This window comes from Sediminibacterium soli (assembly GCF_009939225.1).
Lineage (GTDB): Bacteria > Bacteroidota > Bacteroidia > Chitinophagales > Chitinophagaceae > Sediminibacterium > Sediminibacterium soli.
The window spans coordinates 148,961-161,819 of record NZ_JAACJR010000009.1 but is presented as its reverse complement, the minus strand read 5'-3'; the positions used below and the strand labels follow the sequence as shown (position 1 = coordinate 161,819).

At 49.9% G+C, this 12,859-nt stretch carries 12 protein-coding genes; 10 read left to right on the top strand and 2 right to left on the bottom strand.

What is annotated here, in order from left to right; genetic code table 11:
- Positions 1-94 precede the first annotated feature (94 nt).
- The 5 genes from dut to atpC all read left to right on the top strand — a co-directional run bounded on the left by dut (position 95) and on the right by atpC (position 4,818).
- Entirely contained in the window at positions 95-544 is a 450-nt protein-coding gene (dut, locus tag GWC94_RS15395) for a dUTP diphosphatase (protein ID WP_202628843.1), read from the top strand.
- A 3-nt stretch (positions 545-547) separates the two neighbouring features.
- On the top strand, positions 548-1,381 hold the full coding sequence (locus tag GWC94_RS15390; protein ID WP_161836042.1) for a DUF4292 domain-containing protein: 834 nt from the start codon (positions 548-550) through the stop codon (positions 1,379-1,381).
- A 27-nt stretch (positions 1,382-1,408) separates the two neighbouring features.
- The gene (locus GWC94_RS15385; protein WP_161836040.1) at positions 1,409-2,770 is read left to right on the top strand and encodes a murein hydrolase activator EnvC family protein; all 1,362 of its coding nucleotides are present in this window, start codon (positions 1,409-1,411) and stop codon (positions 2,768-2,770) included.
- Positions 2,771-2,953: 183 nt separating this feature from the next.
- A complete protein-coding gene (gene atpD / locus GWC94_RS15380; protein ID WP_161836038.1) occupies positions 2,954-4,459 on the top strand; it encodes a F0F1 ATP synthase subunit beta in 1,506 nt (501 codons plus the stop codon).
- 104 nt (positions 4,460-4,563) lie between these two features.
- Positions 4,564-4,818 (top strand): ATP synthase F1 subunit epsilon, encoded by a 255-nt coding sequence (gene atpC, locus GWC94_RS15375; RefSeq protein ID WP_161836036.1) that lies wholly within the window; start codon positions 4,564-4,566, stop codon positions 4,816-4,818.
- Positions 4,819-4,950: 132 nt separating this feature from the next.
- Here the strand turns inward: atpC and GWC94_RS15370 are convergent, their stop codons facing one another.
- Positions 4,951-5,502: a YqgE/AlgH family protein gene (locus tag GWC94_RS15370; protein ID WP_161836034.1), complete on the bottom strand. Its 552-nt coding sequence runs from the start codon at positions 5,500-5,502 to the stop codon at positions 4,951-4,953.
- 158 nt (positions 5,503-5,660) lie between these two features.
- Between GWC94_RS15370 and GWC94_RS15365 the strand changes: the two genes are divergently transcribed.
- Positions 5,661-6,995: a sensor histidine kinase gene (locus GWC94_RS15365; protein WP_161836032.1), complete on the top strand. Its 1,335-nt coding sequence runs from the start codon at positions 5,661-5,663 to the stop codon at positions 6,993-6,995.
- A gap of 95 nt (positions 6,996-7,090) precedes the next feature.
- On the opposite strand, the gene GWC94_RS15360 is transcribed toward GWC94_RS15365, so the two are convergent.
- Positions 7,091-8,317: an S-adenosylmethionine:tRNA ribosyltransferase-isomerase gene (locus GWC94_RS15360; RefSeq protein ID WP_161836030.1), complete on the bottom strand. Its 1,227-nt coding sequence runs from the start codon at positions 8,315-8,317 to the stop codon at positions 7,091-7,093.
- 490 nt (positions 8,318-8,807) lie between these two features.
- On the opposite strand from GWC94_RS15360, the gene mraZ reads away from it, so the two are divergent.
- The 4 genes from mraZ to GWC94_RS15340 all read left to right on the top strand — a co-directional run bounded on the left by mraZ (position 8,808) and on the right by GWC94_RS15340 (position 12,846).
- Positions 8,808-9,260: a division/cell wall cluster transcriptional repressor MraZ gene (gene mraZ, locus GWC94_RS15355; protein ID WP_161836028.1), complete on the top strand. Its 453-nt coding sequence runs from the start codon at positions 8,808-8,810 to the stop codon at positions 9,258-9,260.
- 154 nt (positions 9,261-9,414) lie between these two features.
- On the top strand, positions 9,415-10,311 hold the full coding sequence (gene rsmH / locus GWC94_RS15350) for a 16S rRNA (cytosine(1402)-N(4))-methyltransferase RsmH (RefSeq protein ID WP_161836025.1): 897 nt from the start codon (positions 9,415-9,417) through the stop codon (positions 10,309-10,311).
- Positions 10,312-10,374: 63 nt separating this feature from the next.
- On the top strand, positions 10,375-10,704 hold the full coding sequence (locus GWC94_RS15345) for an FtsL-like putative cell division protein (RefSeq protein ID WP_161836023.1): 330 nt from the start codon (positions 10,375-10,377) through the stop codon (positions 10,702-10,704).
- Between the two features lie 30 nt (positions 10,705-10,734).
- Complete coding sequence (locus tag GWC94_RS15340) at positions 10,735-12,846, top strand: penicillin-binding protein (protein WP_161836021.1); 2,112 nt, start codon at positions 10,735-10,737, stop codon at positions 12,844-12,846.
- The last annotated feature ends 13 nt before the right edge of the window (positions 12,847-12,859 follow it).

The window sequence follows — 12,859 nt, the reverse complement described above, 5'->3', positions numbered from 1 at the left end:
GAAGGATAACCGGCCCGGTAATTCCCCGAAACCCGCGGCCGTCCGGTTAGCAAACGAAAACGGCCGATAGCCCCGGAAGGGTTATTTTTGCCCCATGTCACAAGGAGCGATCAATATTCCGATTGTTAACCAGTCGGCCAACCCCTTACCCCATTATGCAACAGAAGGCGCTTCCGGAATGGATATACGCGCCAGCCTGGAGGCGCCGGTTACCCTGCAACCCCTGGAACGAACTTTGATACCCACTGGTTTATTCGTGGAAATACCGGAAGGTCATGAGATACAGGTCCGTCCCCGCAGCGGTCTGGCGATCAAGCAGGGAATTACCTGTCTCAACTCCCCGGGTACGGTGGATGCCGATTATCGCGGCGAACTCAAAGTGATACTCATCAACCTGTCGGGCGAACCGCAGACCGTGCATAACGGCGACAGGATCGCACAGATGGTATTGCAGAAAGTGGAAAAAATAAACTGGCTGCCCGCAGAAACCATTAATGAAACACAAAGAGGTGCCGGAGGATTCGGGCATACCGGAAAACAGTAAATTATGAAGACCCCCCTGATCGTTTTTATACTGGCATTATTGCTGACAGCATCCTGTAAAACCGTTAAGAAAACACAGCAGATACAGGAAGCGATCACCAAAAAAGACACCACGCAAACCGTCATTATTTCCGCCAAGCCAAGTGTTGATTCGGGCGCCATTGTGAGGGATATACTCGATAAGGCCCTGCACAATAAAATTGATTTCAACACGTTTAACGCCAAGATCAAGGTTGATTACGAAGGCCCGGAAAAAAGCGATAGCTATACCGCTTATGTGAGCATGAAAAAAGACAGCATCATCCTGATCAAGATCAAAGGAAGTTTTCTGGGGATATCGGCCGTGGGGCTGGAAGCCAAGATCAGGAAGGACAGCGTAGTGGTGGCGCAGCTGGTGGGACAGAAATCCGTAACCTACCGTTCCATCGGTTACCTGCAGGAAGTGACCCAGCTGCCTTTTGATTTTTATACGCTGCAGGACCTGATCATCGGTAACCCGGTATTCGCAGACAGCAACCTGGTGTCCTATAAAGCAGGTCCCACGCAGTTGCTGGTATTGCTGGTGGGAGATATTTTCAAACACCTGCTTACGCTGGACAACAACGGTTATAAAGTACTGCACAGCAAACTGGACGATGTAAATACCCAGCGCAACCGCACGGGTGATATTACGTTCGGGGAATACAGACCCATGGGGCCCTTCCAGTTTTCTACGTACAGGAAAATATCCCTTGCCGAGAAATCAAAACTCGATATCTCGCTCGACTTCAAGGAATATGGATTAAACGAACCGTTAAAATATAATTTCGATATCCCCAAAAACCTGAAGCGATTGTAATTTACCGCAGTTCGCCAACGCAATAGCATGAGTACATACCAGATTGTTACATACCATATACGCAGGTTCAGGGTGCTGATCGTAATCCTATGCATGACAGCTGCATCGGTATCCGCGTATGCGCAGTCAAGGGAGGAATTGCAGAAAAAAGAACAGGACCTGCAGCGGGAGCTGATTCAACTGAACAAAGAATACGCGGAAACGCAGAAGAATAAAAAAGTATCCCTGAAACAGCTGGCGATCATCAAAAACAAGATCAACAAACGCCAGGAACTGGTTAACGGCATCAATAAGCAGGTTCGTCAGCTGGATGAGACCATTTTCCTGAACGAACGGGATATTTACCGCCTCCGCCGCGAACTGGATACCCTGAAAGTAAAATATGCCCAGAGCATTGTGTTTGCCTATAAGAACAGGGGCAGTTACGAATACCTGAACTTTCTTTTCTCCGCCAGCAGTTTCAATGACGCCGTCAAACGCGTGGCCTACCTGAAAAGCTACCGGCAGAACAGGGAAACACAGGCAGAAACCATCGTAAAATCCGACAGACTGCTGCAGGATAAGATCGGCATGCTCAGTTCCAACAAAAAAGACCGCCTGGCTACGCTGCAGGTGCAAAGTGAGCAGTTAAAAGTGCTGCAGGACGATAAACTGGAGCAGGATGCCGTGGTAAAACAGCTGCAGGGCCGGGAGAAAGAGATCAGCACCCAGATACGCGATAAAGAGCGCCAGCGCCAGCGGGTACAGCAGGCTTTCAATACCATTATCCGCCGGGAGATCGAGGAAGCCAAAAAAAGAGAGGCCGCCGCCCGCCTGAAAGCGCAGCAGCAGGCCGATGCCGCGGGCAAGGCCAACGCACCCGCCACCACCCCTTCAACCCGGCCTAAAAGCAACGAACCGGTTACGGGCATGACGTCCACCGAAAAAAACAGGGCCTATACGCCACTTGAATCCACACCCGAAGGCAGGGAAATGTCCATCAATTTCGAAAGAAGCAGGGGCGGCCTTCCCTGGCCGGTATCAACCGGGGTGGTAACCGCGCATTTTGGCATCGAAAAGATCGCCGGCACCAAACTGACCCGCAGAACAGACGGTATTGAAATATCCTTACCCATCGGGTCTACCGTACGGTCCATAGCCGACGGGCTGGTGGTGTACGCCAGCGAGGTAGACGGGGAGCAGATGGTGGTGGTACAGCATGGCAAGTATTTCAGCGGGTATAACCACTTATCCTCGATCAGCATTTCCAGGGGCCAGGAAGTAAAAGCCGGCTCGGCCCTGGGCAAAACCGGTACGGGCATAGACGGGGAGGGATTGCTGCTGTTTATGATCATGAACGATAAAAGCGTTCCCCAGGACCCCGAATCCTGGCTGAAGCGGCAGAAGTAGGGTTGGCTGGCCGGGTTGAATGGTCAATTTGTCTGCTGGCCCCGTTTTCCCAGATTTTTCCCAATTTCAGCTGCTGTTTTTCCCATTTTATCCTGCATCCCCTTACCTTTGCCGCCAAGTTTGGAAAACGGGCTGTTTCCGTGTATTCAAACCGTATTTTTAAACCAATTTATATCCCCTGATATGGCTACAAAAGGTAAGATCAAACAGATCATCGGTGCGGTAGTTGACGTTCATTTCCCCGATGACAGGACATTGCCTGAAATTTATAACGCGTTGGAAATCATCAAAACAAGCGGTGAGAAGCTGGTACTTGAGGTACAGCAGCACCTGGGTGAGGACAGCGTGCGTACCATCGCTATGGACGGTACGGAAGGTCTGGTTCGCGGTATGGAAGTAACCGATACCGGCAGAGCGATCACCATGCCTATCGGTGCGGGTATCAATGGCCGCCTGTTTAATGTAACCGGTGATGCGATCGACGGATTGCCCCAGGTGGATAAGACCAATGGCCGCCCGATCCACAACAAACCCCCCATGTTCGAAGACCTGAGCACAGCCACCGAAATACTGTTCACAGGTATTAAAGTGATCGACCTGATCGAGCCCTATGCAAAAGGTGGTAAGATCGGTCTGTTTGGCGGTGCGGGTGTGGGTAAAACCGTATTGATCCAGGAACTGATCAACAATATCGCCAAAGGCCATGGTGGTCTTTCGGTATTCGCCGGTGTGGGTGAACGTACACGTGAGGGTAATGACCTGCTGCGTGAAATGATCGAAGCGGGTATCATGAAATACGGCGAGGGCTTCAAACACAGCATGGAAGAAGGCGGATGGGACCTGAGCAAAGTGGACCTCGAAGACCTGAAAGAATCCAAAGCAACATTCGTATTCGGACAGATGAACGAACCTCCCGGCGCACGTGCCCGTGTGGCATTGAGCGGTCTGTCTATCGCGGAATATTTCCGTGACGGCGACGGCACCGGAAAAGGTAAGGACATCCTTTTCTTCGTAGACAATATCTTCCGTTTCACACAGGCCGGCTCGGAAGTATCGGCGCTGCTGGGACGTATGCCTTCTGCGGTGGGTTACCAGCCAACACTGGCTACCGAGATGGGACTGATGCAGGAGCGTATCACTTCAACCAAGAACGGTTCGATCACATCCGTACAGGCGGTATATGTGCCTGCGGATGACCTGACCGATCCGGCTCCGGCAACCACTTTTGCACACCTGGATGCCACTACCGTATTGAGCCGTAAGATCGCCGACCTGGGTATCTATCCTGCGGTGGATCCGCTGGATTCCACATCAAGGATCCTGACACCCGCAATCGTGGGCGAAGCACACTACGAATGTGCCGACCGCGTGAAACTGATCCTCCAGCGTTATAAGGAACTGCAGGATATCATCGCCATCCTCGGTATGGACGAGCTGAGCGAAGAAGATAAAATGACCGTACAGCGTGCGCGTAAAGTGCAGCGTTTCCTTTCACAGCCCTTCCACGTGGCAGAACAGTTTACCGGTCTGAAAGGTGTGTTCGTTGACATCAACGATACCATCCGCGCTTTCAACGCCATTATGGACGGTGAAGTGGACGAGTATCCGGAAGCAGCTTTCAACCTGGTAGGTACACTGGAAGACGCGATCGAAAAAGGAAAGAAAATGCTCGACGCCGCGAAAGCGTAGGCAATTTGAAAACCCGCCTGCCGGCAGGTTTGAAAATTTGAAGATGTGCAGATGAAAACAACGCATTTTAGAATTTTCAAATTCCCTAATTTTCAAATTATATCATGACACTGGAAATATTAACACCCGAAAAAAAGCTTTACAGCGGCGATGTGTACGGCGTGGTATTGCCGGGCATCACGGGTTTATTCGAAATACTCGATAAACACGCGCCACTGGTAAGTGCACTGGGTAAGGGTACACTGAAAATACTGAAAGACAAAAGCAAGAGCTCCGAAAGCTATACCATCCAGAGTGGTTTTGTAGAAGTACTGAACAACAAGGTAACGGTATTGGTGGAAGGTGCTTCTGCAGCCTGAGCAGAATAAAAGCATTACTGAAAATCCCTGGCCTGCGCCGGGGATTTTTGTTTTTAGACCTGGCAAATGCAAATAAGCTGCTCAAACGATCCAACGGCCACCCATAGCCATATAACAATGTAACAGTACGTGTTAATTCAACTGCGGATCTAAGGGATAATTGATCATCTGGCTGTATTCCCCACCCATGTCCTCCAACGCCAGTTTCCAGACTTTTGTTGCATCCATATTGAATACAAGTTGCCGGCTGGCCTGCTTTGTGATCCAGCTTTTTTCTTTCAATTCGTTTTCGAGCTGTCCGTCCGACCAGCCGCTGTACCCGAGAAAAAAACGGATGTCTTTTTTACCGAGCTGTTTTTCGCGCAGCAGTTCCAGCACCTGTTCAAAATTACCGCCCCAGTAAATACCATCGGTCACTTCCAGCCCGCCTTCGATCAGCTCCGGCCGCTGGTGAAGAAAATGGAGTGTGTCTTTCTGAACCGGTCCGCCTTCATATACCGGGAAATGAATGTTTTCTGCATCGCGGATCAGGTCGCGCAGTTCGCGGTCGGCGTTCTTGTTCAGCACAAAACCGAAAGTTCCTTCGGGATGGTGCTCGCAGAGGAACACGACGGTCCGGGCAAAATTGGGGTCTTTGAGGAATGGATCGGAGATCAGTAATATGCCTGGCCCGGGTTCAACCATAGGTAAAAGATAAACCAAAAGCAGGAAAATGAAAAGTCAAATATCAAACGGGAAAAACGGAAATCTGGATCAGTAAGTCAGCTTTCGGGTTGCTTTTCCAGAGTTAAAATCCTGGTAAACCTCTTCCGGTGTTTCCCGTTCAGGTTATATTTGTGAGGATGAAGAGAACTTTCCCCGCTATCATCATACTGATCTCACTGTCTATCCTCGGATTGATACTGCTGCAGAAATCCTGGTTTGATAACCTGTTGGAGGTAACCGAAAACCAGTTTGCCTCCAAAGTGGAGACTGCCGTAAAAGACGTTGCCAACGAACTGGCCAATAATACCTACAGCCGGCAGCTGCGGTTGCCCAGAAGGAATGGCATGACCTTCAGTCCCGATTACCACCTGCATATACTCAACGCACCCACTGTAAGCGAAAAATTTTCTTTGCAGGAAGTGGCCTCCAAGATAAAAATGGCGCTTGAAAACAGGAATGTCAAGGACATGTCCTTCGAATTCGGGGTGGCCAACAGCAAGGAGGAGCTGGAGATGTCCACATCGCGGTTTAACCAGCAGTTGCTGGATACCGTAAATTTCAAGCAGGTATGGTTTCCGATCGTACCCGAAAGCGGTTCTGAACTGGAAGGGATCGCTGACTCCGAAAAATTGCTGGTGATCGTTCCCGACTACCGGAAGCCGGTGCTGGCATCATTGAAATGGGTATTGATAGGAGCCGTAGCCTTTATGCTGATCATCATTGCCGCATTTTACATTACGGTGAAATCACTGGTTGACCAACGCAAACTGAGCGAGATCAAAAGCGATTTCATTAATAACATGACCCACGAGTTCAAAACCCCGCTGGCCACGATCTCGCTGGCCGTGGATGCGCTGCGGAATGAAAAAGTGCAGCAGGACAAGGAAAAAACCAGGTACTTCAGCGGCATCATCAAGGAAGAAAATGTGCGCATGAACAAACATGTGGAAACGATACTGCAGGCGGGTTTGATGGAACGGCAACAGCTGCAGCTGAACTTTCAGCCTTTGCATGTTCATGTTCTGATTACGGATATACTCGATAACTACCAGCTGCAGCTAAAGGAAAAAGAAGGAGAGATACGGGTGCAGCTCAATGCCAAATCAGACCTGATCAAGGCCGATGAAGTGCATTTCACCAATATGATCTCCAACCTGATCGATAACGCGATCAAGTATTCAAAGGAGAAGCCGCGGATCACCATCTCTACCCATTGCAGCAAGAAATTTTTTGTGATGCGTGTCGAAGACAACGGCATCGGTATGAATAAGGAAACCGTGAAACGCATCTTCGAGAAATTCTTCCGCGCGCATACCGGCAACCTTCATGATGTTAAAGGCTTTGGCCTGGGTATGAGCTATGTAAAAACGGTGGTAGACACCCATAAGGGAAAGATCAAGGTTGAAAGCACCCTGGGCAAGGGCAGCGCCTTCACCATCGAAATGCCCCTGGCGGAAAAAGTGGAAAGCTAAAGCACGGAAATAAGTAATCCCCCCAAAAACCTCTGCGAAACTCCCCCCTCCTCTGCGGTAAAAAAACTGCTATTAATCCGCAGAGTGGGGTCAGCTTACACCCATAACAACGACCCATCCCCATAACTCAGAAAACGGAACCCGTGCTGCAGTGCATAGCCGTAAACGGTCTTCCATTCCTTGCCGGTGATGGCGGCAACCAGCAGCAATAAAGTGGATTGTGGCTGGTGGAAATTGGTGATCAGTCCGCCAACGATCCGGAAAGTATATCCGGGTGCAATAATGATCTGTGTTTTGGTAAGCAGCCGGCTGCACTGGTGTTTTTTCATCCAGTCGAGCAGACCCTGTAATGCGGTCCGTGCATTATTTTCCTGTGCGGGTATTTCGTAGGCCTCCCATTGGGAAAGAAAAAGTGCTTCGGGTTGTATGCGTTCATCCGCCAGCACTTTCCGTCCAAGCCAGAACAGGCTCTCGATCGTTCTCAGCGAAGTGGTGCCAACGGCGATGATCTTTCCCGGAAGCTGCTGAAGAATGTGTTCAATACATGCCGCAGTGACATCGATGAATTCCGAATGCATATCATGGTCCTGCATGGTTTCGGATTTCACAGGTTTGAAAGTGCCCGCACCTACATGCAGCGTCACAAATTCATGCCCGATGCCTTTTTTTTTCAGCGACTGAAAAACGGTATCGGTAAAATGAAGTCCTGCCGTGGGCGCGGCAACAGAACCATCGTGTCGTGCGTAGATGGTCTGGTACCGTTCTTTATCGGATGCTTCTGCCGCTCTGTTAAGATATGGCGGAAGCGGTATGGCACCCGCAAGATGCAATAGCTCCGCAAAGCTGAGTGAAGTGTCATCCCAGCTGAGTTCGATCAGGTAATGATCGTTGTTTTTTTCCAGCTTGGTTGCCGTCAGTGTAACGGATCGCTGCGCGGTGTTAACCGTGTTCGCAAGCCTGCCTTCTTTCCATTTTTTTGCACCGCCTACCAGGCATTTCCAGGTAACACTTCCTTTCTGCAGCATGGCAGTGGTGATATCTGCGTACTGGCTGCCCGGCTCAAGACAAAAAATTTCGATGATGCTGTCGCCGCCGGGTTTACGAAACTGCAGCCTGGCTTCCACCACTTTGGTATTGTTGAAGACCAGCAGGCTGCCTTCCGGAATTTCATCAGCCACCGAGGCATAGCTGTTTTCAGAAATCAACCCTTTTTTCCAGACCAGTAATTTGCTCTGGTCGCGTTGTGGCAGCGGGTACCTGGCGATACGTTCTTCCGGTAATTCGTAGGTAAAATCCCGGATGGAGAGAAACCTTGGATGCATCCTGCAAAAATCCGTCTAATCGGTGTAATCCGCCGGAAAAACTGGACTGGTTGAAACGGCTTGCCAGTCTTCCGTCCGCTCCCTTTTCCGCACTTGGGCGGCAATGCTTAGCGGTGTTGTTCACAGGGCACCAGAGCCCGGCGGTTGCTTATCCGCTATAAACACATTGATCTGCATTCCTGCTTTACAAATTGATTTACAGTATTTTATGGGGACGGAAATGAATTTGGCGGATAACAAACCGCAGCAGTTGGTTTTCAATTGAGACGGTAATGCACAGTCGCGAGGCGTTTGTGCAGGGGTTATCCACAGTAATTCACATGGGTTTGAGTGGGTGACTGTAGCGAATCTTCGCAAATCCTTATCCCTGCTGCATTTGAGCCGAACGGCCGTTAGTGGATAAATACAAATCGCCCATTTTCAATTTAAAAGTGGGAAAAAGTGTTATTTTGTGTCAACAAGTGGTAATTCTGACAATATTTATTCACCAATGAGCAGTTTTCACGGAGAATACGAGGCTACGGTAGATGCGAAAGGTCGCTTCCTGCTTCCGGGCGGACTGAAAAAACAGTTGCCGGAAGGGGAGACGCGTTTCATCCTCAGCCGTGGGTTCGAAAAATGCCTCACGTTGTATCCGCTCAAAAGTTGGGAACAGATTATTGCCAAAATCAGCCAGTTGAATGATTTCGACCCCAAGGTACGTCAATTTCGCCGCCAGTTCCTGGGTGGGGCAACGGAAGTGGAACTCGATTCCGCCAACCGTTTGCTGCTTCCGCCTACACTGAAGGAGTTTGCCGGGCTGGCCAAAGACATTGTTCTTGCGGCCGCCGTAGACCGGTTCGAGATCTGGGATGCAGGTAAGTACAAACAGCTCTTTGAGGATTTCTCACCCGAGGCTTTCAGTGATCTCGCCCAGCAGGTGATGGCGGAGAACAAAATTTGAAAATCTGAAGATTTGAAAATTTGAAAATGACAAACGTGATGACAGTGATTTTCAAACCAACTCTTCCGGTTTTCCGATCTGCTCGTTCCGTCCTCAGTTTTCCAATTTTCAAACCAGCCTGCCGGCGAGGCAGGTTTTCAAATTTTCAAATTTGATGTATCACATTCCTGTACTGTACGAAGCATCTCTCGATGGCCTGGCCATCCGGCCCGATGGCGTGTATGTGGATTGCACGTTTGGGGGCGGCGGCCATAGCAGGGGAATATTGGCGAAGCTGAACGAACAGGGCAGGCTCTTTGCATTTGACCAGGATGCGGATGCGCAGCGCAACCTGCCAGACGATGAACGCGTGGTATTTGTGCCGCAGAACTTCCGTCACCTGCAGCGAATGCTGCGATTGCATAAAATAACGCAGGTAGACGGCATTCTGGCCGACCTGGGCGTAAGCAGTCACCAGTTCGATGAAGGAGCGCGCGGTTTTTCAACACGCTTTGCCGGTCCGCTGGATATGCGTATGGATAGAAGACAGGCATCGTCTGCCGTTGATATCATCCGCGATTACAGCGAACAGCAGCTGCATAAACTGTTCGAGCAGTTTGGAGAGGTAACCAATTCCAAAACACTCGCAAAACAGATCGTGCAGGAAAGAAGAAACCTGCCCTATGCTACCATCGAACAGTTTAAAGCGCTGATCGGCCCCTCGGTGAAAGGAAATCCCAACAAGTACTTGGCCCAGGTATTCCAGGCTCTTCGGATCGGGGTGAACGACGAAATGGGTGCGTTGAGAGACATGCTGCAGCAGGTTCCTGCTGTGCTGAAAAAGGGTGGCCGTGTTGCCATCATCACCTTTCATTCCATCGAAGACAGGGTTGTGAAGAATTTCTTCCGCCAGGGCAGTTTTGAAGAAACGGTTGATAACCCCTTCATGCCCGTTGCGAAAGAAGAGGTGTTCAGGATCGTTACCAAAAAACCAATAACTGCTTCTGAAGAAGAACTGAAACGCAATCCCCGCAGCCGCAGTGCCAAACTGCGGGTTGCGGAAAGATGCTGAGTTGCCGGTCGCGGCCCGACTGCAGCAACCATTACCGAAAACCACCAACCAACAAACACAGCATTGGCAGAAGAAACCAAAAATACCACCGGTAAAAATCCTTTAAAGGGGATGTTCAACTACCAATGGATTGTAAAGAATATCCCGTTCTTTCTTTTCCTCTCGGTACTGGCTGTATTATATATCGCCAATGGCCATCGGTCGGATAAAACGATCAGAAGGATCAACAATACCTCGAGTGAACTGAAGGAACTGCAATACGAATACAAAACGCTGAAGAGTGAAGTGATGTTCCGCAGCCAGGAAGCCCAGATTGTTAAAGCGGCAGAGCCACTGGGACTGAAGGTAAGCAGGGACATGCCTGAGCGGCTGAAAAGAATACACACCAATTAATTCGATTTCCTGATTACTAATAACCAACGCTTGGATGTAAAACGCGACATACTCTGGAGGGTCTACCTCAGTTACATACTGGTGGTGGTGGCCTGTGTTGCCATTTTTGGCAAGGCCATCTATATCCAGCAGGTACAGGGCGCGCACTGGCGCAGCATGAGCGACAGCCTTCACCTCAGAATGGACGAGATCGAAGCGGAGCGCGGCACCATTTACAGCGAAGACGGGCAGATGCTCAGTACCAGCATTCCACAGTTTGATATATACATGGACTTCCGCGTGGATGCACTGCGGGAGAAGAACGGGCAGCTGTTCCGGAATAATATCGATTCATTGAGTCATTGCCTGGCTGCTTTGTTCCAGGACCAGACAGCAGGCGCGTACAAGACGCTGTTACAGCAGGGGTATAAAAACGAAGAAGGCTATTTTCTGCTGCACAAGAAAGCAAGCTTTCGCGAGTATGAGCAACTGCGGAAATTTCCGCTGTTCAGGCTGGGCAGATACAAAAGCGGCATGATCGCCAACGAAAAAACCATCCGCCTCAACCCATACCAGATGCTGGCATTCAGAACCATCGGTTTGGCCAGGGACTCGAATAAGGTTGGACTGGAAATGACCTACGACAGTTTGCTGCGCGGACGCAATGGCAAACGCACCGTTCGCACCATTGCCGGCGGTGTAAGCGTTCCGGTGGATGATACGTACGAAATAGAACCCGAGACAGGCAAGGACATTGTAAGTACGATCGATGTTTTTATACAGGATATCGCTGAAAACGCATTGATGAAAATGCTGGTCAAAAACGATGCGCAGCATGGCTGCGTGATCGTGATGGAAGTGAAAACGGGAAAGATCAAAGCCATCGCCAACCTCGGCAAAAGATCCGACGGTACTTACTGGGAAGACTACAACTATGCGATCAGTCCGACCGAACCGGGCTCCACTTTCAAACTGGCAACCATGATGGCATTGCTGGAAGATAAAAAAGTGACCCTTAACCAGGGTATCAATCTTGAACATGGCGCCTGGAAAATAGCAGGGCAGACCGTATACGATTCCGAAGTGCATAAAGAGAACGAAACCACCGTGCAGCATTCTTTTGAATTAAGCTCGAACGTGGCTATGGCAAAACTGGCTTCGATCTACTATTCGGCAGTCCCCAATCAGTTCATCCGTCACCTGAAAAAAATGCGCATGGACACACTCACGGGCATCGATCTGCGCGGAGAAGGCCGCCCCGTGATCTACAAACCCGGCGGACGTTTCTGGGGCCCGACCACATTACCCTGGATGGCATTCGGATACAATCTTTCTGTTACGCCCCTGCAAACAACCACACTGTACAATGCGGTTGCCAACAACGGGAAAATGATGCGTCCTTACCTGGTGAGTGCGGTAAAAGAAGAAGGTGTGCTGCTGCAGGAATTTGCACCGGCCGTTATAGATGAGAAATTATGCAGCGATATCACCCTGAAACAATTGCAGACCTGTCTTGAGGGTGTATGTACCAACGGCACTGCCAAGGAACTGTTTAAAGGAACGCCTTACCAGGTGGCGGGAAAGACAGGCACCGCGCTGGTGGCCGATGGTAACAGGGGTTATGCAGATAAGATATACCAGTCGTCTTTTGCCGGTTATTTCCCTGCAGAAAACCCGCAGTATACCTGCGTGGTGATCATCAAAAACAAACCGCATGCTGCAGTGTATTACGGCGGTTCGATAGCGGGGCCCGTTTTCAAAGAGATCGCAGACCGCCTGTACAGCACCTATATTCTGCAAAGCAATACAGCAGCTGTTCAGAAAAGAAAAACGGACAGCACTGCTTTTGCCTACAGCGGCAGCAGGCAGGATATGGCACTGATTGCCTCCAAGCTGTCGATTGGATATACGGATTCCACGAACCGGATTGATGAATGGACGAATATGAACGCAAAAGATGCGCGGCTGGTGATGAACAGAAAGGAGATCGTCAATAACACCATGCCACAGCTGAAGGGCATGGGATTGAAAGATGTGGTATACCTGTGCGAGAACATGGGCTTGCGGGTAACGGTGAAAGGAAAAGGAAAAGTGTCGGCACAGTCTGTTCAACCCGGACAGATGATCGCAAAGGGACAACTGGTCAATATAGAACTGAATTAAGACAATCATTGAT

Coding starts and splice junctions, on each gene's coding strand:
- dut (WP_202628843.1), top strand. CDS start 95: ATGTCACAAGGAGCGATCAATATTCCGATTGTTAACCAGTCGGCCAAC.
- GWC94_RS15390 (WP_161836042.1), top strand. CDS start 548: ATGAAGACCCCCCTGATCGTTTTTATACTGGCATTATTGCTGACAGCA.
- GWC94_RS15385 (WP_161836040.1), top strand. CDS start 1,409: ATGAGTACATACCAGATTGTTACATACCATATACGCAGGTTCAGGGTG.
- atpD (WP_161836038.1), top strand. CDS start 2,954: ATGGCTACAAAAGGTAAGATCAAACAGATCATCGGTGCGGTAGTTGAC.
- atpC (WP_161836036.1), top strand. CDS start 4,564: ATGACACTGGAAATATTAACACCCGAAAAAAAGCTTTACAGCGGCGAT.
- GWC94_RS15370 (WP_161836034.1), bottom strand. CDS start 5,502: ATGGTTGAACCCGGGCCAGGCATATTACTGATCTCCGATCCATTCCTC.
- GWC94_RS15365 (WP_161836032.1), top strand. CDS start 5,661: ATGAAGAGAACTTTCCCCGCTATCATCATACTGATCTCACTGTCTATC.
- GWC94_RS15360 (WP_161836030.1), bottom strand. CDS start 8,317: ATGCATCCAAGGTTTCTCTCCATCCGGGATTTTACCTACGAATTACCG.
- mraZ (WP_161836028.1), top strand. CDS start 8,808: ATGAGCAGTTTTCACGGAGAATACGAGGCTACGGTAGATGCGAAAGGT.
- rsmH (WP_161836025.1), top strand. CDS start 9,415: ATGTATCACATTCCTGTACTGTACGAAGCATCTCTCGATGGCCTGGCC.